The sequence below is a fragment of the Verrucosispora sp. CNZ293 genome, assembly GCF_002754655.1.
Genome location: NZ_PEFR01000001.1, coordinates 582439 through 608348, shown reverse-complemented (window position 1 = coordinate 608348; position 25910 = coordinate 582439). Strand labels below are relative to the sequence as shown.

Here is a 25910-nt window from a genome sequence, read left to right as displayed (position 1 = left end):
GCTGGCGCTGCCGCGAGGCAGTGCGCGGATCTGCCGAAAGTAGTGCGCTGGATCAGGACGCTATATGAGGCTCGCGTTTGGTGCAGCGATGCGATCGGCCTTGCAGTTTGGAACGAGGCCGACGGCACCTCACCCGTTCAGGTGAACGGCGCGGAACATGTCAGCGCTTCGGCGATCCACATTCCTATACAGACTCGCTATCCTGAAGCGCTTAGCCGGGCTGGAGCGATAACGGAGACGAGGTAGGGACACGGGTGACGACGCCGACATTGCTTGCTCGCCGGATTAACTTCGAGTTGAGCGAGCTGAGTGCCTACGACGCCCATCATGAGTTCGAGCACCTCTGCCGCGAGCTGGCCAAGGCACGCCTCGTTAGTAACGTCCTGCCAGCCACCGGCCCTGTCGCGGCCGGCGGCGACCAGGGCCGTGACTTTGAAACCTTCCACACATACCTGGCGACTGGCCTACGGTTCGCCACCGGCTTCCTCGGCCTTGCAACGTCGGACACCGTCGTCTTCGCCTGCACTCTGCAACGAGACGACCTGAAGTCCAAGATCAAATCGGATCTGAAATCGATCTGCACCCAGGGCACGGAGGTGCAACGCGTCTACTTTTTCGCTTCGGCGTCAGTCCCGGTCGCTCAGCGTCACGACCTACAGAAGTTCGCACGAGACACCTACCAGGTAGAACTCGAGATCCTCGACGGGCTAGCGATCGCCGAACTGCTGACTGATCCCGACATCTTCTGGATCGCCGAGACCTACCTGCGGCTCACAGCGGACCTGCGTCCGACCTCGCCCCCCGGGGAACCGCCGTTTCCCGAGTGGTATACGGCGCTGAAGCGGCAGTGGACTGCGGCTGAGCGCGTTCCGGTCAACCACGGGGACTTTTCGCAGCTCATAAGAGGACTACGTCACGCGACCGATACCAGGGAAGCCCGGCCGGATCTGGCCACATGGCTGAGCCTGGTCGAGCAGTTTCTTGCCTGCGGCCCACACAGCGACGCCGTGCAACGTGCCCGTTACGAGATCGCCAGGGCCACGCTACGTGGTGCCGGGGACCTGCGGCCGGCCGAGCATCACGTCCGCACGTTCTTCGCCGAAATCACCTCCATGACAGCGCCAGCAGCGCTGCTGGACGCCAGCGTCCTGCTTCAGTACGCCACGACGGCGACCCTCGCCGGTGAGGCCGCGCTTGACGACGACCAGCTACGCACATGGACCACCGAGCTTCGCCAACACTTGACGACGCTGCTCGAGGACCCGGCGACCCCGGGACACCGGGCAGGGATTCTCCACGCCGCCGCGAGCCTGTCCCTTCACATCGACTACAGTGCGCTACCGGAACGCCGGCCGACTGCCGATCCGATCTTGGAGCTGTCGGATAGTGCGCCCGACGTTCTGGGGGGCATCACTGAGATGCCGTCATGGATGCCGCTAGTGGACACTGACCACGCGATGTCGTGCTTGGCGGAGCTTGTTGACCTGCTGGCCGATGGACCGACTTACCCGGTCGACTCGCTGGCGAACTATTTCGACATGCTCGCTCCCGTCCTGGCAGATCACCCCCTCTACGACCGTGTGCGAGGCGGCCTCGACGAGGTGACCAGCCGGCAGAGCGGCGATGCGGCCAAGGCACAACGCTGCCGTACGCGGGCGATCTCGCTGTGCCGCAGCGGCAACTGGCTGGCCGCGCTGCGGGATCTGCACGAGGCGAAGGTGACCTGGTGGCACGGCGACACGATGCGCGATGCGTTGCTCTCGATGCGGTTTCTCTCTCGCGTCTACAGCGAGCTCGCGATGCCGCTGGCCGCGAAGCAGTACGCGTTGTCGGTGGCCTACGCAGCCAGCGTGCTACCCCAGCGCGACCTTACCGACCTTGTACCGGCTGGTCTGTTCGCGGCCGCGAACGCCGACCACTCGACCGGCGCCTGGCTGTCGGCACTGCGGATGACCCACGCCGCGGTCGTGCTCCACACCCAGTTCGCGGCCGCTCCCTGGAACTTCGACCGGCATCGGGACCTGGCAACAGCGACGGCACACGCAACGATGATCCAAGCCGCAGCCCGGCACCGGCCACAGCTGGCTGACCCGGTCACTCAACTCATCGCTGACGCCGGACTGGCGCCATTCGTCGACGGTCTGCTCGCTGAGGACCGCACCCAGTGGGAATGGGATGAGGCGACCTGGCGAGCCCAGGCCGAACGTGACCTGAGCGGTGCGCCGTTCTGCGACGCGGCGCCGATCCGAGTGTTCCAGTTCGAGGCGCTCGGCCAACGCTGGAGTGTCCGCTGCCGCAACGCCAGGCCAGTGGTGGTAGCGGCCGAGGAATTCTGCGCGGCAGCGCAGATCCTGCTGGTCGAGCTGGCGACCGCAGACCCGGTGCTGCTGGCGACCACCGTCGACATCGACTGCGAGCTCTTCGCTGCCGGTCGCGAGCCAGCCGAACGAGCGCAGCCGATTCCCGACAACACCTGCTCACGGTGGAAAGTTCACCTACCCTCGGAGGGCCCGGAATCACCCGAAGAGATCAACGACCAGCTCCTGCCGATACTCGTCCAGATCCTCCGGCACAACTCGCTGCTACCCGTCGACACGTTCATGAGGATCATCAAGGACGCGCTCCGTCGCGGGCTTGCCCACAAGCTGACCGCGGCCAGCAGCTATCGCCGGATGACCGCATTCTTCACCCGCGAGGCGGATCCCACCGACCGCGTGCGCGCGGACCCGCTCGGTGACACCACCAAGCCGTTCCCGTTCACCGGAGCTGTCGCGCTGGCGGCACCGACCACGCCCGGGCCGGGATACGACCGGGACGAAGCCGAGCGAATGATCAAGGACCGCTATACCAATGCGAGCGCCATGACCCGTCATACCTTGCCCCAGGCCTTGAGAGACACATCTTTACGAGCGCACTTTGCTGACCTGCTCGCCGATGGCCGTAAGGAATGGCACCTGCTGATGGCCTTGGCAAACCTCGTCCTCAACCACCGGATGCTCGTCCTTACCGGCAGCGTCCCGAGCCGGGTCACGAAAGACGACATCACCCGTGAGCAACAGGCCGACGACCCGATGCCATCCAACGCGCAGATCAGGGAACAGTTCGACACATTCCTAGCGGCCGGCGTGGTCTCGGCTGCCGAGTCATGGGGATTGCAGGTTAACCAGGTAACCCCAGATATCGCGGCCATCGAGGCACTGCTCAAGACGAGATACCGCTATTGGGATGACGACATCGACCATGTCCCTGTGCTGCCCGTCAGCTGATGGACCATGGGATCAACGCTATCCAGGTCCTGCCGGTTGTTTGGGCCGGATGCCCGATCACTGCATTGGTCGCCGGTATCTCAGGATCACTGACCCTTGAACCTGCCGCTCGTTTCGCCGAGCGCACGCTCGGCGGCCGCATACCGCGGTATGTTCGACGCCAACCTTTACGACCTCGATACCAACGAGGACCACTGGCTCTCCGGACCACACCGCGACCGCGCTGACGCGCTACAGCGGCATCCGGCCATAGATCGATGATGACGTCCGCCCGGCGTACGTGGCGTTCCTCCCCGACGAACCCTCCTCGGCCGGGAACGCCGCCGACACCTTTTCGCGGCAGTGCTCTCGCATGAGCCGCATGCATGTGCCATCCAACCTCGGGTGCGCTCATCTGGTTCCCGCACGCTGGCCAGTCGGTGCGCCGCCACCGGTCACTCGTTCTGCGGCGCCTTGACGAAGCCCTCGATCCACCCGGGTGCCTCCATGCTCGTCACGAGCGGCGTTTCAGCCGGCGACGCGGTGGGACGGCTGGGCGCATCTTCTCAAGTGGAACCAGGTGTACGAGGTCTGCGTCAAGTGCTGGATCTGGTCCCGGCGGCCGGTTGTCATAGAGGAGTCGTAGTAGGCGCTTGCCCGTAGGGTCGAAGATCATGCAGGTTGCGCGGTGAGTGCCGGCCTGGTGCTGTTTGGCTTGGAGATAGCGCAACAGGTGGGAAACGATGGCGTCGTTGTCAAACGTTAGACAGGCCCAGATGAGCAGGATGTGCTCGCCGGAGGTCTTCGGCATCAAGTGAGTGGCGGTGTGGTATTGCCGGTCCTGGCGGACGAGCTTCGCGAGTTCGGCTGCCTGCCGGCCGAACCTTCGTTGGACTTTCGCATCGCCTTCCAGCAGCGAGGCGGCCGTTGCAAGGCGCTGCTGATCGAGTCCTTCAACCAGCCCTACATGACACCCGAGCAGATCGCCTCGTTGGCCAACTCGACCGAGATCCTCGCGGGCATGGAGGGCCAGTTCCTCATGCTGAACGACTCGGCAGACAAGCTCCAGGTCATGGAGGAATACGGCTACGCGCTCGCGCGTGCGGCCGACACCCTCCACACGATGCCCGACTACATCATCATGCTGGCCCAGGCCGCACGCTCTATCGAGTCGCTGAGCTACACGGTGGAGCCGCTCAGCCAGGCGGCCTCGGAGCTCAGTCAGAACACCTCCAACATCCACAACCTCTACGACGCGGTGTTCCTGCTGGGCGGCTCCGGCCTCCACGACATCTCGTCCAAGGTGCAGCAGGTGGAGTACACCGTCGACCGCTTCGCCAACGCGGCCGGCTCGCTCGAGAGGATCCACGATGCGGCTGACTCGATGGCCGTGACGACCGAGGCGCTGAAGACGATCGACACAGCTCCCGTGACGGTTCGGCTCGACCAACTCGAGAAGCGCAACATCTTCTGGACGGGCTTCGGCGTCGCCATCGCCGCGGTGATCACGATCGGGATCCTGATCGCGGTGCTGTTCAAGTAGGCCGGTAGGGATGTAACCCCGGGCGCTCGCGCGACAGCCCGCCACGTCTTACGAGCCCTGCAGGTCGACCGGCACGACTCGGTCGCCCACCGGCCGCGGCAGGAAGCACCCGGGCAGGTCCACTGGCCAGTCGCGCCGGGTTGCCCGGAACCCGGCACCGTCGTCGAACTCGCGCAGCGGACTTCCCACCATCGGCACAGGGATACCGGCGATCATCCGAGCCCTGTCGCCGGATTTCAGACGGGCGTAACCGGCTTGGATCGGGTATAAACGTTCGACAGGCGTAGGTCAACGGATAATTGGTGACGCGCTTCGGGGCTAACCGATCCGGGATCGATGAGGTCATGCCAAGGGCCGGCGGCGAGCCCAGAGGCGTAGCAGATGCGGCATGCGCCCTCGCTGGTGCAGCCGAGGTCGCCGGTTATCAGGTTGCGCACGTGACTGAACGCGTCGTCGGGGTGGTCGGCGCGAACAAGTTGCCACAGGCCAGCTTGGTCCTCGGGTTCGAGGCCGGCCGCGATGTCAGTGCGCATCGGCCGGTAGAGCTGCCCGTCGTCGTAGCGGATGGCGAAGACTCGGTCGAGATGGTCGACTTCGTCCGGCTGCGGTTGGTGTCTGGCGTACCAATCGCTAGCGTCGGCCAGGTTGCCGGGGCCCCACAGGTAGTCGGTGGGAAAGAGGGTGTTCTCGAAGCGGCTATCGAAATGGGCGAGGCCGGGGTCCATCTCGTGGGTGCCCGGGTGGAAGCGGCCTCGCAGGATGACGCAGCGCAGCTTGTCGTCGCCTTCTTGGGGACCGCTACCGAGATGTTCGGCGAGGAACGTCTGCGTGTCGCCCTGTTCGTCCCAGGCGACGACGACGATGTTGCGTTCGCTCGGTGCCGAGTACAGGCGGCCGCCAGGGGTTGGATGGCCCCACAGCTCATTGATAAATTCCGCCAGGTCTCTCAACGTGCGAACGCAGTCGACAGGCATAAGCAGCTGAGCTGAGGTTGGGTGCGCTACGAAGTTTCGCAGCTGCATCGACACGCGCTCGTGGCCGCGGTTGCGTTGCCCGCGCAGCAGCCCCGCTGCCCGTGCCCACCGGTGGAGTCCGTCGAGCATCCCGTTGAATTGCACGGTGGCCGGTCCCGCGCCCACCCGTAGCCGTGACTTCTTGCCAGCAGACGTTCTGAGGAAGTCCATGATCGGCTCGTAGGACGTGGCGTCCACGTGGAACTCGCGCTGGTCACTGGTCCGGACGAACGTAACGGTGCCGGAGTGAAAATCGAGGAGCCGGTCTCGCAGGGCGTGCTCGATGACCAGCAGGGCGTGGCCGTCGACGACGGTGAAGATGTCGTAGCAGAGCACCCCGTACGCGTAGATCCTGCGTAGCTGATCGAAGCTCTGCCGCGTTCCGGCCGCGACATCAGGGGCAAGGTCGAGACCTGCGACGAGTTCCTGCTGGAACTGCGCAGCTGACTCCGGAGTAAGGATCCTGTCAAGGCCGAGCCCACCCGGGGTGAACCGCTGCGTGCGCTCGTCGGCTTCTCGCAGTTGCTCCAGGGACTTGATTTCCACAATGACCTCGCCGCCAATACGAGACGGTGCACACACCGTGCCCAGTGTTCGCCGAGCCGCCCAGAGTGACACACCACGAAGCCGCCTGTCCTCCCGATATCCCGACGGCTCGTCCCGCGCCCGGCAAGGAAGGGCTGGAACTCGCGCGGCTGGGGCGAGCCGGCCCCGAGACGTCATCTGCAGAAATTCGCCTGGACCAGGATCGTGCGCCGCCAGATGGTCACCGGCACCGCGTCACCTGACGACCCGGAACTGATCACGCAGGTCACGGTGGGCGCCGCCCGGGCCGCGGGTCCCACTCGGGCGGCAGAGTCGGGTGCCCCAGGTTTCGGGTTCGTCGAGCGCGTACCGGGCCGGGCCCTCCACCAACCATCGACCGAATGAGCCGCCGCGCTCTCGCCGCTGACATCGGGAACCGCAGCACCGTGTCGGCCTGCGCCCCATGAGTGTCCGCTATTTGTGCTGCTGGTCGTGAGGAATGCCTCCGCTGGGCCACTGGGGTTAGCGGCCAGCAGTGGCATGGTACTCGTCGACGATGTCCTGCGGGATCCGGCCCCGGTCGGAGATGTCCTTACCGGCCTTCTTTGCCCAGGCGCGGATGGCCTTGTTCTGCTCCCGATCGACGACGGCGCCGCCTCCAGTACGGGCGGCTCGCCCGCCGCCAACGCCTGCCACGCCACGGATCGTCCGCCCGCCGCCGCCCACGGCACCGCCGCGACCGACCTTGGTCCCCTTGGCGGTGTACGGGGTGAATACATCGCGCAGTTTCTCCGCGTTGGCGGCCGACAGGTCGATCTCGTACTGAACGCCGTCGAGGGCGAACCTGACGGTCTCGTCGGCGTCCCCGCCGTCCAGGTCATCGATTAGCTTGTGGATGGTCTGCTTTGCCACGTCTTCGTTCCTTCCAATCCGTGTGCGTCGGCGGACTGCACACTATCCCGCTGTAGGTTCTCGTGGATCTTGTCGGCGTTGCTCGCGTGGACCAGCAATGGTGCGGCCGCCTCTCTGTGCACACCCTGCCGCACAGTTTGTCAGCGACGCTTGCGCTTCTTCTTACGTGTCCGCTTCACCGGCCGGCGTGCCGAGGGCCGGAGCCGTTGGCCCACCGGCTGGAGCTTCATCGCCTTGACGAGCTGGTCGAGCGTGGAGTCGCTCTGCGCGACCGAGCTCAAATAAAATGTGTCCTCCAGTGAGCCGTTCTCGTCGAAGACCCAGCCGTAGGCGCGATCTGCTTGCAACTGATACTGCTTGACTTGCGCGTAGAGCTGCAGTCGTTCCTTGACCTCGACGAGTGAGGCGCCGGCGGGGCGCGTGGCCACGAACACCGTCGCGAAACCCCACATGCCTGCGTATGCGGTCATCGCGTCGTGGTAGGTACCGTCCTTCCGTGTGGCACGGGCGCACGTCTTGATCGTCGACAGGAGGCGCAGCTGCCCTTCGCCGGACAGCGCGAGAAGGTCAGCTCCGCAGCGGAACCAGCCGGGTTTGCCCGCCGTGCTTAGCTGGTCGATGAGCTCGAGTATCTCGGCCGGTGCATTCATGGATGGTTTCACGGGGTTTTCGCTCTGCGGAAGCTCGGCGCGGTTCATCCACGCGGTCAGCTCGACGCAGTTGTCGCTAACCATGGTGCCGACGGCTGACCGTTCATGGCGACGACGCTCGCTCTTCGTGACCGGCGGCAGCGTTGGGTGCGCGGCCTTAACCTCATCAGGATCGTCTTCAACATAGAGATCTGCCGCGAGGAACAGCATGTAGAGGTCGAGCTCATCGAGCGCGCGGTAGTAGGTGGTTACCGGGCTGTCGGTGCGCCGTCTCAAGTAGAGCAGAAACTCCGATGGGCGTTCACCGATCTCCGTGATGACGGCAAGGTCGTGTAGCGATAGAACCAGTGGCGGCCGGTCATCGGGCAGGATCCCGGCGTGCTGAAGATCGGCGAGGTTGGTGCCGAGAGGACCAATGTCGTCGAGTACCACCACCAATGTCCGCACCTCGCGGATCTTCGATAGGTCCAGCCAGGTGCTGGGGTTCTCCCAGATGCCGTGATTGGTCTCGATAAGCTCACGGATGCGCGCTGCCTGACGCGCGCCGTCCCCGAGTGTCGCCTTGAGGTCGTTGTTAAGGCGTCGCACGTCGCCGCGGCGAGCCTGATCAGCTATCGACTTCCCCTTCACCTCTACGACGATGGCGATGTCGTCGACCACGAAAAGCGCGTCGCCCTCCACATCATCGGTGACTTGGCGAAGGGTTGCACTGTCGGGCCCGAGTTGGTCCGCGGGGACACCCGCTTTGGGCGCAAGGTAGTGGTAACTCTCGCGAAAGGCGGGGCTCCTGAGAATGGTCTCAAGGTATCTCCTCGCGAGTTCCTCGCTGATCGGCTGGCGGGCCTTCTGGTCATACCTGCGCACATCGGGAGAGTTGGGCGGAAGCGCGCGCTCGAGAATCCGCCGCAGCACGTCCTGTCCGATCTCGTTTGATGTTAACGCGAAATTGTCGTCGCCATCGGACACTAGGGGACGCGCCAGGAACTGGTTGTTGCCCATCAGTAAATCGAACACGCGCTTTCCGGGACTTTCCGAGTCGTCAAACTGTTGCGCAAACGAGCTAAGTACTCGCCTCGACGTGGCAATGTCCAGTCCCGACGCGCTGGCGACGTCGGCCGTCGTGATGATCGACCTGTCGGCGGGAAGGAAAATGAATGGGACCATCCCCCGCATGAACTGCTCGATGACCTCGCGAGGTACTTCTTTGGGATCGAGGTGCTGATGCGCCATCAACAGGTCACCGGTTTCATCGCGGAGACGGGTCATCCGTTCGGCAGATATTTTATTCATTGCCGATCGCACCGCTGAGACGTCGTGGTAGCTGTATCCGAGGTGCTTCTGCATAAGTTCACTCGCGGCTGCCGTCTCGAACAGCCTGCGGTCGTGTTCGTCTCGGATGTGGTCGTATTGCAGGTTTCGGATGTTCAGCACAGCACCTTGGTACTCACTTGCCAGCCGGCCAAGCGGCTCATTACGGAGTTGCCCTTCAGCCAACTGGCGGTAGCTCGCTATCCGGGCCAACCTCATGCAGCGCTCATGTAGTTCCGAGATCACCTCGTGCGGCCGTGTGTCGTTTCGCCGGGTGGGGTCGGGTTTGCGCGATGGCCTCGCCAGTAGGACGGCTGCGATGATCTCCACCGGCAGCGATGCACCACCAAGTGGCGCAAGGCGGGGGTCGGGAACGAAGGAAAACTCCCGCATCCGCATCAACTCGATGACATCAAAGGCGTCGGCGTCTGCAACCAGGTCAAGGATCGCCGCGATGTTCTTCTCGACGTTCTCGTGCAAGATTGCGCGTGCATCCGAAGGGGTCTTGCAGTTGCGAAACGGTAGGAGCTCATTCACCGGATCGCCAAAGGACTCCGGATTGAAGTCACCCACAATTTTTCCCAGCGGGTGAAAGGTTGACATTTCACGCTCCAGGCTCGGGGTTACGAGCATAGAGCACTTCCAACTGGGTTCGCGCAAGTGGAGGACGGGGCAAGGGAGCCGCCAGCTCATCGCCATGTTGAGCGGAGCTCAACCCATCATGACCGCTTGAGGCGGGACTCTCGGTCCCTTGAAGGGTCCATGAGTCTAGGCGCACTCATCTGGCACCCCTCTGTGTCAAGAGGCGGCGGCGAGGGTTGTTCTAGGCTGGGGTGTGGCGGATCCGGGAAGTGACTTTTCCGAAGTGTCGATCTCGGGGTTTGGGTCGGCCGCGCTGGATTGCAGAGTCGCCCCCGCGTGTCCTCTCGGACCCGTCCTGACCAGCTTCGCGTCGGCGACCATCTGCCGGTAGACGATGTCGGACAGACGCCGTTTCAGTGCCCGGAGGGCCTCCATCGGGGTTTTGCCGGCGGCCAGTCTGCGTCGGTAGTAGCGGCGTCCTTCGGTGTCACGGCGTAGCTGGACGATGGCCATGATGTGCAGCGCCCGGTTGATGCGCCGGTTCCCGGCACGAGACAGACGATGGCGTTGCTGGTCGCCGGACGAGGCGTCGATCGGTGCGGTGCCGTTCCACGAGGCGAAATGTGCGCGGCTGGCGAATCGGGCGATGTCGGCGATGTCGCCGATCAGGCGGGCGGCGCCGGACGGTCCGATGCCGGTCAGGTTCATCAGTCGGCTTCCGGTGTCGTTGACCAGGTTGGTGAGTTCCTGTTTCGCGGTTTTGATCTTCTTGTCGATGACGACGAGTTCGCCGATCAGTTCGGCGGCCAGCCGGCGGCGGGTCTTGCCGACCACGTCGCGCGGGCGCACGGTGCCCAGCAGGACGCGAGCCTGCTGGGCAGACAGGTCCTTCTTCGCGCCGCCGGGCACCAGTTCGAGTAGCAGCTGGTGCAGCCGGCAGACCACGTCGGTGCGGGCGCGGCCGAGTTGGTCACGGCGGTCGACCAGCAGCCGTAACGCGACTGTGGTGTCGTCGGTGACGACCTGCCGCAGACCTTCGGCGCGCAGGGCGACCACAGCAACGCTGCGGGCGTCGACCGGGTCGGTCTTGCGTCCCTGACCGGTGGCGAACACCCGGGCCCGGGCGGACAGCTTCGCGGGAACGTCCACAACGGTTTCGCCGTCAGCGACCAGGCGCTGGGCGACGTGTCGGCCGATGCCGTTGCAGCCCTCGACCGCCCACAGGCGGTCCTTGTGCCTGCGGCCGGCGGCGAGCATGGCCTGGTAGCCGTCGCGGTCAGTGCCGAACCGGCCCTGCCCGAGCGTCTTCTCCCGGGCATTGATGATTTCGATGGTGGCGGAACGCTTGTGCGGGTCCACGCCGATGATGACCTGGGCCATCGTGTCCTCCCTCGATCCGACGATGGAACGTCGACGGGAGGGCAGCGCTACCTTGAGCCGGGCAGTCCCCTCTCGAGCCTCTCACCGCCGCGGTGACCGGCAGGACGCACGCCAGATGAGAGCCACACCAACCTACGGTGGGCAGCCGCAAAGAGAGCGACCCCACCGGTCACCTCGACCAAGCCTGGCCGGGCTGCGGTCGTACCACCAGCCAATAGGTAGCCGCTGATCGCGCGCCCGGTCCGACGGATGAGAAGATCATTGGCATGCCGCTCCTGCCGCAGCCCAACGACCTGACATCGCTGATCCTGCGCACTGATTTCACCGACGACAGGGCCTGGAGCGAAATCCAAAGGGCTGTCGGAGCCGACGGCGCAACCTACGCCAGCGACCCCCTCTACTCCGATGTAACCGTGCAGACTCTGGTCGCTGCGGACGCCGCCGCCGCCGACGATGACAAGCTCGCCTACCTGTTCGTTGCCGATGCCATCAGCATGGCCGACATCGAGCACTCGCTCCTCGCCGTGGACCTGTACACCGAACCCGGACGGACGTTCCGCGTGCCGGCGCAGTGGTACGCCGACGTGTCGGCCAATCTGAGCATCGCGAATATGGACTTCGACGAGTTCGCCGACGCCACGGACGAGTCCGGCACCTACCGCGGCTTCGAGGACGCATAGCCCACAACCATGATCAGATGCGCTGTCATGCCGCGAGCCGCGCGCTACGCAGCGTTCCGCCGAGCCGGCCCGGGTTCCGTCCGGACGTGCCGAGTCGAGGTTGCTTGGTGACTGGTGGATGCGTCAGCGCCGGTAGGCATCCGGGAAGGCGGCGATGGCGGTCTGCAGGTCGGTCAAGGGTCCGACGTCGGTCGTTGTGCGGGCTGTCAGCAATTGCTCGGTGCCGCGCCAGACCGCTATCGCGTAGTCAGCCTCGAAGGTGTGGCAGAGCAGCTTGCTGGCCGGCGTGCTCAGCTGCAGTCCATGACGGCGGGTACGGCGCAGGGCGAAACTCCAGGCGCTGGAAGCGCCGGTGAACAGGTAGCTGGCGTCGGGGTGCGCCAGCAGGGTCGCGACGCCGGTGATCATGTCCGCGGCGGCGAGGTACACCATCAGCATCCCGCGGGACCGGAGCTGGCGGGAACTGTAGGCTCCACCGTTCCAGCGCAGGCTGATGTGTCCCGACTCGAACCCGGTGACAGGCATTGGCGCATCAACGGGTGCGTCGAACTCCACGACGATCACTCCGTCATGATCACAAGCCCGGGCCACGGGCCCAGCTCTCCAATCGCGGCCGTCAGCGGAACCGTGACGTCCCTGCGTAGACTGCGATGCCCGTGCAGGGCGACGCGGCGCCCCTCATCGTGAGATCGACTCGTCCGCTCATCCTGCGACGCAACAGGCACCGGGGCTAGCCGCAGCGTCGGCCCTCGCGGATGTCAGTGCGTGGATCTGTACGTGTCATTCTGCGGTGATGAGCAGCAGGCCCCGAAGCTGGAGGTGGGGTGGTGCGCCGTCGAGGATCATTGCGGTGTTCTCTCCCGCTCGCGCGGTCTCCGAATCGTGTCGGGCGCAGGTGCGGAGGAACCGGGCCGCCACGACGGGATACCGCACGCTGCCGTCAACGAGCCATAGGTGACTCCCGCGGACGACGGGGCCGCCTTGAATTCGGCCGGTCACCACGATGGTTCCGCCCGGATCCACGAAGGCGTCCTCAATCCGCATTTCACTCATCGGATCTACGGTACGAGACGGAGCATCAGTCGTGAGCGGGCCTTGCGCTGCCGCCGCCGAGCGTCGCGCTCCGTCGCTACGTGGTCGGGCCGCCAACCGCCTGCGTGCCCCCAAAGCTGCCACAGCTTGGTGCCGAGACCCGGGACCGGAAGTCAGCGGTTCCAGGCACACGGCGCCCGGTGTGACGTGAGCTGTGGCGGCTGATGGCCCTCGTCGAGGTCGTGCCCTGCCCCTTTATGATCTCGGCGTGTTGGGGGTGCACTTCGCCATCGCCGCGGACCAGGAACGTGCGCTGCTCGCGGCAGCACGCCTCGCTCACTGCGGGCGCTGAGCCGAGCAGGGCGTGCCACACTGGCGCCATGGCCAGACCTCAGACGGTCGACGAGTACATCGACGGCTTCACCGGACCGGGCCGCCAGCTGCTTGAGCAGCTGCGGGCACTGGCCCACGAGGCGGTTCCGGAGGCGAGCGAGGCGATCAAGTGGGGTTATCCGGCGTGGGTGCACCCCTCCGGAACGATCCTCTTTATGGTCAGTGGTCACGCTAGACACGCAAGCGTCGCGTTCACGCCCAGCACTCGCGAGGGGTTCGATGCCCAGCTCGCCGGCTTTGCCACCGGTAAGGGCACGGTCAAACTCCCATACGGCCAACCTGTGCCGGGCGATTTGTTGCGCCGGATGATCGCCTTTCGCGTACGCGAGCACGAGGACGATGGCGTGCTGTGGATGTGACCGTGTCGTGTACTGGTGAGATCGCTTCCACCTGTCGAAACCGAACGTGCCAGGAGCCGTACGACCCACAGATTCGCCGCCGGCCGCACATCAACCCCAAGGTCAGGAAGGCGCACACATCTGCCGCCGACCGCGCGGTACAGACGGTGACCGCTTCCCCTGGCGTCCAGCTCGGCTCCCGGTCGCAGCACCAGTAGATGAGTAGCCGATGAGCGGATGGTCGGCTGCGTACATGGCCTCCGGTACGTAGCAAGCGCTTGCGGCTTTGTCGATGAGCCCCAGTGTCCCGGAGCTCGTTGGAGTGTCATGATCTGCGGCGATGAGCAGCGGTGAGGATTCCGAATTCGTTCTCGGTGAGGCACGTCGTCACCATCTGTCGCAGGTGAACAGTGTGCTTCGTCGCCCTGGCATGTATGGCAGGGACGAGATTGCCGAACGGCTTCTGTTGGAGGCGATGGCCGCCGTGGATGGAAGCCTGACGCGGTGGTGGAAGGCGTGCGATGGACTACGCGACCGCGACGCGTTCACCGCGACGGGTGTCATGGGTGCCTACAGCAACATCCTGCCGGCAGATGCCGTGCGGGATGCCACGTCCTTCGTCTACGCCGAGATCGCCCATCACCTCGGCTGGCTCGAGTTGGATCGGGCGTTGTCGGAGGCGGAGTTTCAGGAGTTGAGCACCCACGTCGGCGGGTGGGTGACGCAGGACCGGACGCTACCCGAGGTCATCGAGAGGTTCGGGCCACCGTCGCTCTGGATCGGCGGAACGAACCCGTTCTACGCCAAGACGCTTGCCTACACCACGGCCGATCATGACCACGACTTGATCTGCTTCCACCTGTGGAACGCCTTCGCGAACACTGCAGCCGAAACGGGTCTACGGGGCGTGCACCCCGACCCGGTGGTTCTCGCCGTACGTCATCGCCCAGGCAAGTTCCCCGGCTCGTTCTCGTTCACGCCGCAGGGCCTGCACCGCAGGCCCACCGCTGACCAGCGGAGCCCGCTCAGGTCAACCGTCTGGATCTTCCACGGTGACCGCGCCCGATACGCCTCCGCAGTGTTCGACACCCTGGACGCCGGGCTTGCCTGGACGGCCGAGCACCAAGTGACCGGGGTCCTGGCCGAGTACGCCAGCGGGGGCGCCTACGACGTCGCAGTCAGTGAAGGCCGCTTCACGCCATCGAAGCCGCACCACGGCACCGCGGACCACGTCGCCGCCTTCGGTCCGGGGTTACGTCACATCCACCTGACCTGCGGCCGTCGCGATTAACGGACATCCGCTCACGGCCGCTGACATCGCGCTCGGACGCCGCCTGAAAAACCAGCCGCTCGGGTTGCGGGATAGCACATACTGCGTCTGGACCGGTGGCAGAGCCGGGTATTGCAGCACTCAGAGCCGTACGCCGGGCATGCACGGGCGACTCGAAGGTGCGTGGGGCCACTGGCGCGCCATGCCCCACTGGGGGTTCAAATCCCCTCCGGTCCGCCGACATCCTGATCTGCCGCCGACAATGTGCCTCCTCTGACGACGCGCAGTCACTGCGTGTGCGGTGAGTCGCGCAGGAGCATCTTGAAGGCAGGGCCCGGCCGGGAGGAGCGTTAATCGGTGGCCAGTGCCTGACGGACACCAAGAGCCACCGTCCTGGGCAACACGGGCTGGCTCGGCAATCCGAGCCAGTTGCCGGGATGGGCGCAGGGCAGCGATGCCACCAACAAAGCGCCTGGCTGTTCCGCTTGCTCGGCGACGAAGGTCAGCGGCGACCAGCCGTTGGCTTGGCAGTGGGTCGGTCTGCGGCGGACCGCCCAGCGGAAGGTGACGCCATCTACGGTGATCCGTCGTGAACCCTTGATTGCCAGCGTCATCCGTACCTCTGTCGGTTCCAACCGCACGTCCGCGCACCATAGCTGGGATCCGACGACATCGCGCTATCGATTTGCGGGATCACGATGACGCTCAGGTGTCCGGATCTCCCGCGACCCGCGCACACGAGGGCAGCCGGTGGGAGTGCAGACTGAGCAGCATGAACCTCGTGGAGTTCGACGCGTTGGTTGAGCCGCTGCGTCAGAAATCGGTGGCCTCGTTGGCCGAGCACGGCTTCGCGCTCATCGAGGGAGGCACCGCCACGGCTGCCGAGGTTGCCGACCTGGAGAAGCAGCTCGGTGTGACGTTGCCGGAGACGTACAAGGCCTTCATGATGCGCTACGGCGGTGGCATGGTCGGCTCCGTCGAACTGTTCCCGATCGTCGGCGCCGACTCCGGCGACGACGACGTGAAGTCGGCCAACGACCGGGAGTTCCCTGACCGGACATTCATCGCGATAGCGCCGGTGGGCACCGGCGACCACTGGGGGTTCCCGGTCGATGATGGTCACTGCCACGAGGAGGTCTGGTTCTACTTCCACGATGGCGGCGACCCGGAGCTTGAGGCGGCCGACGTCCTGGAATTCGTCGCGCGTCATGGACTCCGGTTGTAGCGGTCAGGCTATCCGCTCCTGCTGCGATCCAAGCTTGTCTTGACGAGGAGTTGCCCCGGCTGGTCGACGTCGCTTTACGGCATCCCGCCGCCGTCGCTCGTGACGCCTGCGTTGTAGCCCTGGTTGTCGTCTCCGCCGTATCCCTTGCCGCGGATATTGCCCCTGTGTCGGTGACGCTGGTCGCGTCCGCTCTGGCGGATGGCACGGTGAGCTGCCCTCAGCGTTCGATCGGGCCTATCCGCGTTTGCCCGTTGTCGGAGAAAGAGCGCGAGGGCGGCGATGACAAGGAGGACGGCGACCAACGACCCGACGATGAACCACGCCCCTCTATTCATGGCACCGATCGTAGGTACGACAACAAGGCTGCCGTCGCCGACCTTGGAGAGCCGTCGACTGACGGCAGGGAAGTCCTCTTGCGCTGCTGCCCGGCGGTACAGACGACAAGATCAGCTGCGCGCTCATGCCGCATACCGCGGGTCACGCAGCGTCACACTCGGCCGATCACGACGATGGTCGGTCTCGCCGATGTCAGCGCACCGGCTGTGGCAGGTTGACCCCGGATTCGTGGCCACGCCGGTGCATCCCGATCGTTAGGACATTTGACTTGGTTCCGACCTGGTCGAACGGCGGTGGGATCATTGCGGGCTCCCAGCTACCGCAGGCGCCCGGCCAGGTCGAGCACCTCAGACAGCTGCTCGCCGGTCAACCGCCGGGCGTCCCAGGCCAACCGGGCAAGCTCCACGCGGTTGCGGTGCAGACGTGCGTCGGTGGCCGCAGCAACCCCGGCGACGGCGGCCAAGTTGCCGTCAGGGATACCCAGGACGGTGGCGAACGAGGTCACGTACTGCGGCGTCAGCCGCGTACGGCCAGGTCCCAGCATCGCCACCGTAGAGTGCGACACCATCGGGCCGCCGCCGATCAAGTACAACAGCTTCGGGCTGTATGGCCCGATATTGCGGTTGCGCAGTAGCCGCAGCATCACCTCGCCAGGCCCCAGCGCGTACCGGTAGCGCGGCCGCACGGGCGGCCACGCCGGCGGATGCTCGGGTAGCGACCGGACGAACTCGTGTAACCGGCGCAGCGACTGCGGCGCCAACTTGGCCGCTATTTCCAGTACCGTCCCGACATGCCAAGGCCCGGTCCCACTGGCAGCCACCAGATCTTGCGGCAGACCGAGCCCAGCGATTACGAACAGATCCGCCGTGTGCAACCCGAGCATCGGCGCCAGCCGCCGCACCACCGAAGGAGTGGCCGCGCCGCCGGTCAGCACAGCGTCGAGTTCCGGCCGCAGGGCACCCGCTGTCGCTGCAACCTCCGGCCACCGATGCGCCAACAACCGCCCCAACGCGGTTCCGCTCCCAGCCTCCACCATCGCGGTGAGCGTATCCACCAACAGGCATCCACAGCCTGCACGCATCCATCGAGGGAAACGCCTGATCTGCCGCCGACCGTGCGGTGCGCCGTGTCGGTGACCGCCACTCTCGGTGAATCGGTCTTGCTGCGTGCCTGAGGGCTGGTCCCCGCCTGTCTGCCGAACCCGACGGTGCTCAGGCATCCGAATCTGCGGGTGTTGATCGATTATGGCGGCAGATTGTGTTCTCTAGGCTGACGCTATGTCGGCGGAGCACGAACTGATTGACCTGGGTGACCACGATCGCCGATCGGTGTCCTCGGGGGGATCTGCCCCTGACCGTGTCACGGGCAGGGTGAAGGGCAAGGTGCGGCTCGTCGCTGCTTTTGTGGTCGGTGTGGTGCTTGGCGGTGTTGTGGTCAGCGAGCTGCGGGATGCGCGGGAGGAGCGGCAGCAGAGTACTTCGGTCTCCCTTGTGGCCTTCGTTGCATCCGGCGGTAGCGGGGGCGGGGACAGCGAGGGCGTCTATCAGATGGCGGGGCAACTGGCGGTGATCAATGCTGGGCCGGCACCGATCACTGCCAGTGCGGCTACCGGTCAGCTGTCGGGTATCCGGGTCCGGGGTACTGGACAGTCTCGGCTGCTGCGTCCCGGCGGTACCGGCTGGCTTGACGTCGAGGTGCGCATCGACTGCTCGGTCCCGTTCGACAGCGAGCCGTTGTCGATGCGGTTTGCGGTAGAGACCGCTGACGGGAGGGTCAGGGAGGTCAGCTACCCCGTCGCCGTGATCGGCAGCGCCTGGCACCGCGAGGTCGAGCGGCCTTGTGCGCACCTTGCTGGCCTGGTGAAGGATGACGGTTAAGGGGCAGCCGCAGACGTATCAGTGACCGGGGGTCAGCGCCGCTTGCGGGTTCTGCCTGAGATCGGACACCCGGGACATGCCGCGAAGCGTTCGTCTGCGAGGGTGACGTCGGCGTTGTCAGTGCCGGTTTGGGACTATGCAGAAAGGGGTGCCCGGCCGGGTCGGTGAGTACCCGGAACCGGTCTCCGCCGGGCTGGTGCTCGGGCTTGGCCGCGCCCAGTGCCAGCAGCATGGCCTCCGCTGCGTCGAGGTCCTCGACTGCGAAGTCGAGGTGTAGTTGCTGAGGCGCGCTCTGTGCCGGCCAGCATGGCGGCTGGTACTCGTTGACTCGCTGAAAGCCGATGAACAGCCCGTCTTCCCGGGTCAGCCCGGCGAACTCGTCGTCGGACTTGGGGTGCAATGCGAGTCCGGTGGCCCGCTGGTAGAACGCGGCCAACTCCAAAGGGTCGGCGCAGTCAAGCGTGATCGCCGCGAGGGTCAGCGTCGAGCGCACGGCCCGCTCCTTCATGAGATGTGTGAACCAGCCCGACACCCTCTTCCGCAGATCGCGCGACTCGCGCTGCGCTCGGCACGGCCGTTCGCGCAGTCCGCGATCTGCAGTGTGGGCTCAGGTTTCCGCTCCGGATATGGCGCGGTAGGTAGGTGACGGCGGTCCCTGCCAGACTGCCGATGGTCAGGGCGAGGGCCAGTGGGAGGAAGAGATCCCACGGTGCGGGCAGCCACCGATCTATGAGGATGCCAGCTACCAGGCAACCGGCGGTGGTAACCGTTAGGGCGAGCGCTGCAAGCAGCCGATATCCCCGGCGGATCCAAGGCATTCCGAAGGCGCCGAAAGCGGCCACGCCGACAACGGGGTCATCCCACCCGATGACAACGGCCGCCAAGACGACCACCACGCCGACGAAAACGCCGACCAGCGAAGAGAAGGCGACAGCTCGCAACGCCGCAGTGAGCGGCGGATCGGGAATACCCGACTCGCCGCTGAGAACGAGGCGCCCGGCTCGGCTGTACACCCAGTCAGGCACCAATGTGCTCACACGGGACCGGCCTGGCCGCCCAAGCCCATCGGCTGTCATGCACCAAGTGTGAAACGACGATCAACTGATGTCGACCCGCCGACGAACCCTCGCCAACGACGAGCCCCAGGAAACGCCGCTTCTGCCGCATAGGTGCGACCCGGGCTGCGGGATAGAGACACCTGGTGGTGGTCGCCGTGTGCGATCGGGTGGAACGATCAGGATCATGGCGTCGTTCCGGCTCATGCGGCAGACCAGCCGGTCCTCCCGATTCGCCCACGTAACCGTCGAGGTCGCTGCCGCCGATCAGGCCAAGGTGAACGTCGCGGCAGTGGTCGGTGACGAGTTCCGGCACGAGGCCGACCTGGGCGCTTGGTGGGCACTGGGGAGCCAGCCGCCGATGGTGGCGGTGACCGTGACCGAGGTGGCCGTGACTGAGGTCGATACCGGCGTCGACGATGTGTATGAGGCCACAGCTCGTGCCGTGTGGCAGAGCCTGTCAGCCGCGAATCAGCGGCGGTACGTGGGATTCAGCGATCCGCGGATGGTCACCGCGTGGTTGACGAGCAGGGTCGGTCGACGGTTGGACCAGGTGACCGAGGCCCGTCACTGGCACGCGGGACAGCGCGGACCGGACGCCGAGAGCCTGCTGCACGCATGGCTGTTGTTCGACCACGCAGCCCCGATCCGCGTACACGGCCGGGGCGACCAGTTCCTACTGGCCACAGAAGATCCCTACGGCTCCTACGACATGGGGCCGCACGGGCAAACCGAGGTAAGCCCAGCACAACACCCCGACGTGCTGGCCCGGTTCATCGGCGCCCGACTCACCGACGGTGCCGTGATCCTCGACCATCAAGGCCAGTACAGCTGTGGCCTCTTATTGCGCTTCGACACCGGCGACCTGACCATCGCCACGCTCGCCGACGAATGGATCCTGGCCCCCGGGACACCGCCAACCGCCCTCACCCGACACAGCACCGTCGGACCCTTCGTCCGCGGCGACCACCGGTAAGTCCAGGAATATCAGCATCGGTCGCAGCCGCCAAGATCAGACACACTGTCATGCCACGATCTGGTCGCTACTCCGAGTTATCCGGCTCAGCGCCTGGCTGTAGATGGTGCGGATGCCGGGGCCGGTCGTTCCTTCTATTCGCGGGTCAGCTGCACCACGTATCCGGCGAACTTGAGGTCGCCGCGGTCGGGAGTCCATCCGTCCGCGGACCGGACCGAGGTCATGGTGCCGGATCCGGGCACGGGGAAAAGGTGAGTGGAAGGTTCGTCAGGCAGCGGGGCATACCGACAGTGCACGGCATGGATCGAAGCAACGATCCCCACGACAGGGGCTGCATCCTCGCTCACGCCTCCGTGGTGTTCCTCGGCTTTGTCAACGCCACGGGCCAGGTCGCTGCCCAGCACGAGCCCAGGCCACTCGGGGCCCAGGTCTCGTAGCCTCCAGGAGACTCGATCGCCAACCGAAAACGGCTCGCCGCAGCACTGCATCTGCCAGTCATCCACCCAGACCCTGATCTCCACGACGCCATTTTCGTACTCAACGCGATCCCGTCCTAGCCGCAGACATCGTGCGCCCGGGCCAGCCCTGCTTTTGCCTCGACTGCTGCCGGCGGTGTCCTGAACTCTCCGGCGGCTGAAGTTGGTGGGCTTCGGCTGGTCGTCTTTAGGATTCTGCCGAGCGAGGGAGGCGGACCGGAGGTGCCGTTCACGGGGAGTCACGTCGCAGCGGTGTTGCCGTTGACGCGGTCAGCGTGGCTGCTGCCATCGGCCCTGGTGATCGGGAGCATGGCTCCTGACGCCCCCTACTATCTGCCGCTGCCGGTGAAGGCTACCCTGACCCACTCACTCATCGGCGTTCTCAGCGTCGATGTGGTGCTGGGTCTTGGGGCGTTGATCCTCTGGCATGGGCTGCTGGCCCGCTTCCTGACCGCCATCTCGCCAGCCTGGCTGCGCGAACGCCTACCGGTGCCCGGGTTTCATTCTCGCTGGTCGGTCGGCTACGCGGCGATGCTTGTCGTTTCCCTGGTGATCGGTGCGTTGACGCACGTGCTGTGGGACTCGTTCACGCACGACGGGATGTGGGGCGCCGTCCACATCGGCTGGTTGTCCGAACCGCACCTCGGCACGCCGGGCTATCGCTGGATACAACGCGTGAGCACCATCGTCGGAACCATCGTGGTCGTGGTCTGGCTGCTCCGATGGTGGCATCGGCAGTCGCCCGTGCCCGAGCAACGGCCGCCCGCCAATCGGATACTCGTGGTGACCGCCTGGCTGACCATCGCGTTCGCCGCCGCCGCCGGTGCCGCCCTGGCCGCCACCGAAGACGTGACCCCTCAGCGAACGCTATTCCTAGCCGTCACCCAAGCAGGCGGTGCCGGTCTCACGGCCGCGATCGTCCTCGCCGCCGGCTACGCTGCCCTGACCCGACGCCACCAACCAACCCCGCACTGACCGCCCCGGAAGCTCAGCCGCCCAAGCGGGACGGCCACACAGTAATGCCTTCAGCGAGGATGCCCGCTTCTGGCTTCCGCAGATCGGGTGCGAGATCGGCGCAAGCTTGCTGGAAACAGGGGCGGCGCTCGGTCAGGTGCCGGGACCGGTGTCGTCCTGTTGCCCTGCGTGACCTTTGGTTGGCTGCGGCCGTGCGGCTGCGGTCGATGAGAGGGCGCCGGACAAGCGGAGCTGGCGACTCCAAAGGGAGCAGTAAAAACGCACAAGAAGATCAGATTCAGTAAGACAAGCCGACTCGCAGTCGTATCAGTCGAACTGATCCCCCGGCAGGTCAACGCGCTTTCACGGATACCCGGAGATCCAGACGGTCGACGACGGTAGGCAGCGCGGCCTGGTCGAAACCCGGCGGTGTCGTGCGGAACCGGTAGGGCTGCAGCATCTGCTTGCGGCCACCGGGGGCGATTGTTCCGTCCGGGTTCCGGGCGGGAGCATCGAGGCGATCGACGAGCCCGTACGCGGTCAACTGCCTGTGGGTGGCGTATATGTCGCGGTGGATCCCGTACCAGGTCTCGCGTTGGGGATTGTTGGCGTAGACGCCTGCCTGACCGGCTACGGGATAGCGGGCTTCGAAGTCGCGCAGCATGAGGTACGTGGTGATCTCTGCGGCGGACAGCACGTGCACCCATCCGTTGAGGAAGAACGACGCCGGCAACGAGATCACCGCATTGCGTCCTCGGGCCGGTCCCGGCGGCCGAATCCATGCCGGGTCGACCATGCCGGCGTCGCTGGGCAGCGGGACGGTATAGGCGGAGTCCCGGCCGTGGATGCGTACGCCGTCTTCCAGGCGGAGGCGGAAGTAGTCGTACCTGCCCCGGAATCCTGCGCGACCCCGCAGGCCCACCAGATTCTGCTGCTCCAGCAGGGCGAGGGCGCGCACGAGTTGGCGCCGCATCCCGGCCGAGCGGGGCGTGGTGCTGGTGACTGCGGGCAGCAGATCGACCCAGGCGGCCTGCGGCTTGCTCCCGTCCAGCAGTGGCCGCGTGTTGTCGACCGCGAAGCCGGCGCGGTGTTGCGCCTGTGCCTCGAAGAGCGCGATCAGGTACAGGTGCAGAGCCCACCCTTTCATCGGGGCAAGCCCCGCAGCGGGCGACGCCACCACCGGGGCGCTCGGCCCGGGAGTCCTGGCCCGGATGAAGGTCCGGCGAACCAGATAGAGCGCCGGCTTCTGCTCGCCGCCCTCGTGAATACGCCGCAGTTCGCGTTGCGCCTCCACATACGCCCGCTCGTGTGCGCGCAGGGAGGCGGCTCGGGCGCGGTGGCGCTGAGCATCGCGGGCGTTCACGCCGCGAAGAATATGTGACCGATCAGCCGTACCAAGAAGTTCCTTCGCCGAGAGCCACAGAGAAGACGAAACCGATCCAGGCCCCAACCTGCAGGTATCGAAGTGTGTCTGTGCGGCTGATCGGTCAGAGGACGGTTTGTCCTGGCCCGATTCAGGTGCGACTGTTTCCCCGCGGCTCGCACTGATCAGGCCCGGCAGAACGCCGGCCCGGCGGGCTCGACGAAGGGAGACTGAGTGAACACCGGCGTTCTGGTGGGGCTGGGCGTAGCGGTCGCGATGTTGTACTCGGCAGCTGTCGGAGCGACCGCAGGATGGCTGTCCTGGCTCGATGACCATCGCGTGCCGCGGGCACTGCTGATCGGCGGTTCAGCATCCGGCGGGGCGCTCGCGCTCGCGGTCGCGATCGCAGCCCTGCTGGTGTGAGAGACAGAACCGCGACCAACTCGCCGCGGCAGCGCGTAGGCAGCACCCTCAACATCATCGGCCTCGTGTACGACAACCTCGGGGACCGGCAGCACACCCTGACCTACCATCAGCAGGCCCCGCCCCTGCGGCGGGAGGTCAGCGACCGGGCCGGCGAGGCGGTCACCCGCTTCAACATCGCGATGATCCACCGGGGCAGGGCGACCTCGGTCAAACGATCACCGAACTCGATGTCGTCGTCGAACTCGACCACCAAGTCCAGCACCCCGACCTCGCCGCACTCGAACAAGTACGCAGCGAGATACAGCCCAGACACGACCTGAGAAACGGCAACACGAATACCTGATCACCATCGGGTGCATCGACGACCTCGGGCAACAGCAACAGGTTTGGTCACCTCTGGCGCGTCCACCGGCTGGGTTGGCGTCGACCACCGACATCCGCTCATGGCCGCAGTGGGCGCGAGGCCGTCAAGATCGGTGAGCTCGTCAGGGCTCATATGCCGGTGGGATACAGCTTGAGGTGCTCGACAACGGCGGTAACAGCCGTGCCGGGCGGGATGTCGGCTGGGCCGTTGTTGAGTTCGACCTGCAGCAGTCCGTCGACGATCCGTATGGTCAGGAGTTGTTGCTCATGGTCTTCGACGGTTCCGCGGAGTCGGGGCCCTTCGCGCAGCGTCGATTCGGAGCCGGCTATCGCGATCGTGTCGCCCCATTCGAGCACGTCGTCGATGTCGAGTTCGACATCGACGAGCTTGCCGGGCTGAGCGGACTGTCCAACCCATTCGGCCTTCAGCCGAACGCCAGCCACCACGGCTTCGACCATAGTGGGCGTACCGGGGCGCACCGCAGCGACACGTACCTCCATCCGTCCGATGATCAGGGCCGGCATCCGAGGACGCACAGCTAGGAACGCGATCGTGCCGATGACAGAGCTCAGTGAATTACCGAGCCGTCGCCTTCCGGAGTTCGCTCAGCCACTCGATGCCCAGCCGGTGGCCGTCGGGGAACTGGTCGTCGCGATCCCAGCGCCACGTGGCGATCATCGCGAGCATGAGGGTCCGGCAATCTCGAAGCAGGTCATGGTCGACGCCCGGGTAGAGGTCTCCGACATCGTCGGGTGCGTGCGCCAGGTCGAACTCGATCGGCCCCCGGCAGCACGTCTCGAAGTCGATGAAGAGCAGACCGACCGGGGTCGAGAGCAGGTTGCCCGGGTGAGGTTCGCCGTGCAGGAGCTGTTCGGGACGGCCGCTACCGCTGACCGCTCGGCGCAGGCGGTCCAACATGCCAGCCAGAAAGACCCGGTCCGCGTCGGCCAGCTTCGGCGTTCCGTCGTGGTCCGCCACGAGCGTCTCAGCATCGGAAACCCGGTCCGTGAAGTGCGGGGTAGGCACCTCGATCCGGCGCATTCCGGCGTGCAGACGTTCAAGCGCTCCGACGAAGTCCGCAGGTGGGATCGTTTGAGGCACCGGTTCGTAGTAGGTCCACAGAGTGACCACGTAGTCGTCCCAGACGAAGACCTCGGGCGCTTCCAGCGCGGCCACCGGGCTCCCGACCTCGAACGGTCGCTGAGCGATATCCACTTCGAGCTGGGCGCTCTGATGCGCCGCCGGTGCCACCTGCGCCACCACGTCGCAGGGCTGCAGACGCAGCGTGAGCTTGTTCGAGTTGTGCAGGACGACGGCGTCGTAGGCGATCAGACCGAGCGACGAGGCAATCGACATGGCTGCCTGTGTCGCCCGCCGAGCCGCATGCGCCTGCATCGAAGCACCGTAACTCAGCGCTTTCGGCGCAGCAGCCACATTATCGTCAGCGGTGCAGCGGCAATCCGCCCGTGGTGGGGCCAGTTACGGCACAGACCATCTCGTCCGTCATAGCCAGGGCCCCAGATGCTCCTTCGCCGGTTCCCGCAGCAATCGCGTGACCCGCGCACAGCCCGCGTGGGGCACACGTCCTGCACAACCCAACAACCCGCGCCGTCACTGACGGGAATCAAACACCGCCTCACCATGACCCAACAGCCAGGGGATTGTTGGCCAACAGCCGATCCGAGGCAACCAACACGACTGGCCGAACCAGCCGCCACGGCGTCCCTTAACATGGCCAACAGTCCTGGTCAGAGCATATCTGTCCGACACCAGAGCATGATCGTTTTCTGTCGGGTGGGTGGGTTACGGTGAGGGCTCATTTTGAGTTCTCTATCGTGCACCATCCCCGGGCCTCGGCCCGTCACGGCAGGAGCCGCACCCGCCCACCCGCCTCATCGGCCGGTCGGCAGCGACACCTCCTCCCGCGACGTTCCGCCCACCCGCACCACCAAAACTCTTCCACGCTCTCCACGCCGTCGCTTCGTCC

Annotated in this window: 24 protein-coding genes and 1 pseudogene; 12 read left to right on the top strand and 13 right to left on the bottom strand. The window is 65.6% G+C overall.

Going from position 1 to position 25910, the window contains the following annotated elements; all coding sequences use genetic code 11:
* Positions 1 to 254: 254 nt before the first annotated feature.
* Entirely contained in the window at positions 255 to 3266 is a 3012-nt protein-coding gene (locus tag CLT74_RS02810; protein ID WP_099845145.1) for a hypothetical protein, read from the top strand.
* A gap of 793 nt (positions 3267 to 4059) precedes the next feature.
* The gene (locus CLT74_RS02805; RefSeq protein ID WP_143697040.1) at positions 4060 to 4788 is read left to right on the top strand and encodes a hypothetical protein; all 729 of its coding nucleotides are present in this window, start codon (positions 4060 to 4062) and stop codon (positions 4786 to 4788) included.
* Positions 4789 to 5024: 236 nt separating this feature from the next.
* Here CLT74_RS02805 and CLT74_RS02800 read toward each other — a convergent pair whose 3' ends face one another.
* The 4 genes from CLT74_RS02800 to CLT74_RS02780 form a co-directional block, all read right to left on the bottom strand.
* Entirely contained in the window at positions 5025 to 6383 is a 1359-nt protein-coding gene (locus CLT74_RS02800) for a hypothetical protein (protein WP_143697039.1), read from the bottom strand.
* A gap of 465 nt (positions 6384 to 6848) precedes the next feature.
* A complete protein-coding gene (locus CLT74_RS02790) occupies positions 6849 to 7238 on the bottom strand; it encodes a histone-like nucleoid-structuring protein Lsr2 (RefSeq protein WP_099845141.1) in 390 nt (129 codons plus the stop codon).
* Positions 7239 to 7378: 140 nt separating this feature from the next.
* A complete protein-coding gene (locus CLT74_RS02785) occupies positions 7379 to 9799 on the bottom strand; it encodes a hypothetical protein (protein ID WP_143697038.1) in 2421 nt (806 codons plus the stop codon).
* A gap of 195 nt (positions 9800 to 9994) precedes the next feature.
* Complete coding sequence (locus tag CLT74_RS02780) at positions 9995 to 11158, bottom strand: IS110 family RNA-guided transposase (RefSeq protein WP_099845139.1); 1164 nt, start codon at positions 11156 to 11158, stop codon at positions 9995 to 9997.
* Positions 11159 to 11424: 266 nt separating this feature from the next.
* On the opposite strand from CLT74_RS02780, the gene CLT74_RS02775 reads away from it, so the two are divergent.
* Positions 11425 to 11838: a DUF6924 domain-containing protein gene (locus CLT74_RS02775; RefSeq protein WP_099845138.1), complete on the top strand. Its 414-nt coding sequence runs from the start codon at positions 11425 to 11427 to the stop codon at positions 11836 to 11838.
* Positions 11839 to 11961: 123 nt separating this feature from the next.
* Here CLT74_RS02775 and CLT74_RS02770 read toward each other — a convergent pair whose 3' ends face one another.
* Together CLT74_RS02770 and CLT74_RS02765 are read right to left on the bottom strand one after the other, a co-directional pair.
* Entirely contained in the window at positions 11962 to 12402 is a 441-nt protein-coding gene (locus CLT74_RS02770; protein WP_143697037.1) for a hypothetical protein, read from the bottom strand.
* A 216-nt stretch (positions 12403 to 12618) separates the two neighbouring features.
* Complete coding sequence (locus CLT74_RS02765) at positions 12619 to 12891, bottom strand: hypothetical protein (protein WP_143697036.1); 273 nt, start codon at positions 12889 to 12891, stop codon at positions 12619 to 12621.
* Between the two features lie 359 nt (positions 12892 to 13250).
* Here CLT74_RS02765 and CLT74_RS02760 point away from each other — a divergent pair, with 359 nt between their 5' ends.
* From CLT74_RS02760 to CLT74_RS30380, 3 genes and pseudogenes are all read left to right on the top strand, one after another.
* Positions 13251 to 13622 (top strand): DUF1801 domain-containing protein, encoded by a 372-nt coding sequence (locus CLT74_RS02760; RefSeq protein WP_099851165.1) that lies wholly within the window; start codon positions 13251 to 13253, stop codon positions 13620 to 13622.
* A 319-nt stretch (positions 13623 to 13941) separates the two neighbouring features.
* A complete protein-coding gene (locus tag CLT74_RS02755; protein WP_143697035.1) occupies positions 13942 to 14892 on the top strand; it encodes a DUF7710 domain-containing protein in 951 nt (316 codons plus the stop codon).
* 89 nt (positions 14893 to 14981) lie between these two features.
* A pseudogene (locus tag CLT74_RS30380) lies at positions 14982 to 15108 on the top strand.
* Between the two features lie 113 nt (positions 15109 to 15221).
* Here CLT74_RS30380 and CLT74_RS02750 read toward each other — a convergent pair.
* Positions 15222 to 15485 carry a hypothetical protein gene (locus tag CLT74_RS02750; protein ID WP_099851163.1) on the bottom strand — a complete coding sequence of 88 codons (264 nt, stop codon included), beginning with the start codon at positions 15483 to 15485 and terminating at the stop codon, positions 15222 to 15224.
* Positions 15486 to 15643: 158 nt separating this feature from the next.
* Between CLT74_RS02750 and CLT74_RS02745 the strand changes: the two genes are divergently transcribed.
* A complete protein-coding gene (locus CLT74_RS02745) occupies positions 15644 to 16096 on the top strand; it encodes an SMI1/KNR4 family protein (RefSeq protein ID WP_099845134.1) in 453 nt (150 codons plus the stop codon).
* 652 nt (positions 16097 to 16748) lie between these two features.
* On the opposite strand, the gene CLT74_RS02740 is transcribed toward CLT74_RS02745, so the two are convergent.
* Positions 16749 to 17486, bottom strand: coding sequence for a hypothetical protein (locus CLT74_RS02740; protein ID WP_143697034.1), 738 nt, complete (start codon positions 17484 to 17486; stop codon positions 16749 to 16751).
* 223 nt (positions 17487 to 17709) lie between these two features.
* Here CLT74_RS02740 and CLT74_RS30115 point away from each other — a divergent pair, with 223 nt between their 5' ends.
* Complete coding sequence (locus CLT74_RS30115) at positions 17710 to 18309, top strand: hypothetical protein (RefSeq protein ID WP_143697033.1); 600 nt, start codon at positions 17710 to 17712, stop codon at positions 18307 to 18309.
* Here CLT74_RS30115 and CLT74_RS30375 read toward each other — a convergent pair.
* A complete protein-coding gene (locus CLT74_RS30375) occupies positions 18215 to 18817 on the bottom strand; it encodes a VOC family protein (RefSeq protein WP_199172068.1) in 603 nt (200 codons plus the stop codon). The genes CLT74_RS30115 and CLT74_RS30375 overlap by 95 nt on opposite strands.
* Positions 18818 to 19551: 734 nt before the next feature.
* On the opposite strand from CLT74_RS30375, the gene CLT74_RS31095 reads away from it, so the two are divergent.
* Positions 19552 to 20340 carry a hypothetical protein gene (locus CLT74_RS31095; RefSeq protein WP_486581937.1) on the top strand — a complete coding sequence of 263 codons (789 nt, stop codon included), beginning with the start codon at positions 19552 to 19554 and terminating at the stop codon, positions 20338 to 20340.
* Positions 20341 to 20474: 134 nt separating this feature from the next.
* Here the strand turns inward: CLT74_RS31095 and CLT74_RS31090 are convergent, their stop codons facing one another.
* A complete protein-coding gene (locus CLT74_RS31090) occupies positions 20475 to 20861 on the bottom strand; it encodes a DUF6578 domain-containing protein (RefSeq protein WP_486581936.1) in 387 nt (128 codons plus the stop codon).
* A 177-nt stretch (positions 20862 to 21038) separates the two neighbouring features.
* Between CLT74_RS31090 and CLT74_RS02725 the strand changes: the two genes are divergently transcribed.
* On the top strand, positions 21039 to 21791 hold the full coding sequence (locus CLT74_RS02725; RefSeq protein WP_486581935.1) for a DUF4184 family protein: 753 nt from the start codon (positions 21039 to 21041) through the stop codon (positions 21789 to 21791).
* Positions 21792 to 22122: 331 nt separating this feature from the next.
* Here the strand turns inward: CLT74_RS02725 and CLT74_RS02720 are convergent, their stop codons facing one another.
* Entirely contained in the window at positions 22123 to 23133 is a 1011-nt protein-coding gene (locus CLT74_RS02720; RefSeq protein ID WP_486581934.1) for a hypothetical protein, read from the bottom strand.
* Positions 23134 to 23367: 234 nt separating this feature from the next.
* Between CLT74_RS02720 and CLT74_RS02710 the strand changes: the two genes are divergently transcribed.
* Together CLT74_RS02710 and CLT74_RS30110 are read left to right on the top strand one after the other, a co-directional pair.
* Positions 23368 to 23556: a hypothetical protein gene (locus CLT74_RS02710; RefSeq protein ID WP_099845129.1), complete on the top strand. Its 189-nt coding sequence runs from the start codon at positions 23368 to 23370 to the stop codon at positions 23554 to 23556.
* 65 nt (positions 23557 to 23621) lie between these two features.
* The gene (locus CLT74_RS30110; protein WP_143697032.1) at positions 23622 to 23879 is read left to right on the top strand and encodes a hypothetical protein; all 258 of its coding nucleotides are present in this window, start codon (positions 23622 to 23624) and stop codon (positions 23877 to 23879) included.
* Between the two features lie 172 nt (positions 23880 to 24051).
* On the opposite strand, the gene CLT74_RS02700 is transcribed toward CLT74_RS30110, so the two are convergent.
* Both CLT74_RS02700 and CLT74_RS02695 read right to left on the bottom strand, forming a co-directional pair.
* On the bottom strand, positions 24052 to 24423 hold the full coding sequence (locus tag CLT74_RS02700) for a hypothetical protein (RefSeq protein ID WP_143697031.1): 372 nt from the start codon (positions 24421 to 24423) through the stop codon (positions 24052 to 24054).
* A gap of 76 nt (positions 24424 to 24499) precedes the next feature.
* The gene (locus CLT74_RS02695; RefSeq protein WP_486581933.1) at positions 24500 to 25357 is read right to left on the bottom strand and encodes a phosphotransferase; all 858 of its coding nucleotides are present in this window, start codon (positions 25355 to 25357) and stop codon (positions 24500 to 24502) included.
* Positions 25358 to 25910: the final 553 nt, after the last annotated feature.

What these genes read in the sequence shown, in the direction of transcription:
- CLT74_RS02785 (WP_143697038.1), bottom strand. Translation starts at nt 9,799, where the DNA reads ATGTCAACCTTTCACCCGCTGGGAAAAATTGTGGGTGACTTCAATCCG.
- CLT74_RS02780 (WP_099845139.1), bottom strand. Translation starts at nt 11,158, where the DNA reads ATGGCCCAGGTCATCATCGGCGTGGACCCGCACAAGCGTTCCGCCACC.
- CLT74_RS02775 (WP_099845138.1), top strand. Translation starts at nt 11,425, where the DNA reads ATGCCGCTCCTGCCGCAGCCCAACGACCTGACATCGCTGATCCTGCGC.
- CLT74_RS02765 (WP_143697036.1), bottom strand. Translation starts at nt 12,891, where the DNA reads ATGAGTGAAATGCGGATTGAGGACGCCTTCGTGGATCCGGGCGGAACC.
- CLT74_RS02760 (WP_099851165.1), top strand. Translation starts at nt 13,251, where the DNA reads ATGGCCAGACCTCAGACGGTCGACGAGTACATCGACGGCTTCACCGGA.
- CLT74_RS02755 (WP_143697035.1), top strand. Translation starts at nt 13,942, where the DNA reads ATGAGCAGCGGTGAGGATTCCGAATTCGTTCTCGGTGAGGCACGTCGT.
- CLT74_RS02750 (WP_099851163.1), bottom strand. Translation starts at nt 15,485, where the DNA reads ATGACGCTGGCAATCAAGGGTTCACGACGGATCACCGTAGATGGCGTC.
- CLT74_RS02745 (WP_099845134.1), top strand. Translation starts at nt 15,644, where the DNA reads ATGAACCTCGTGGAGTTCGACGCGTTGGTTGAGCCGCTGCGTCAGAAA.
- CLT74_RS30115 (WP_143697033.1), top strand. Translation starts at nt 17,710, where the DNA reads ATGTCGGCGGAGCACGAACTGATTGACCTGGGTGACCACGATCGCCGA.
- CLT74_RS30375 (WP_199172068.1), bottom strand. Translation starts at nt 18,817, where the DNA reads ATGAAGGAGCGGGCCGTGCGCTCGACGCTGACCCTCGCGGCGATCACG.
- CLT74_RS31095 (WP_486581937.1), top strand. Translation starts at nt 19,552, where the DNA reads ATGGCGTCGTTCCGGCTCATGCGGCAGACCAGCCGGTCCTCCCGATTC.
- CLT74_RS02700 (WP_143697031.1), bottom strand. Translation starts at nt 24,423, where the DNA reads ATGGAGGTACGTGTCGCTGCGGTGCGCCCCGGTACGCCCACTATGGTC.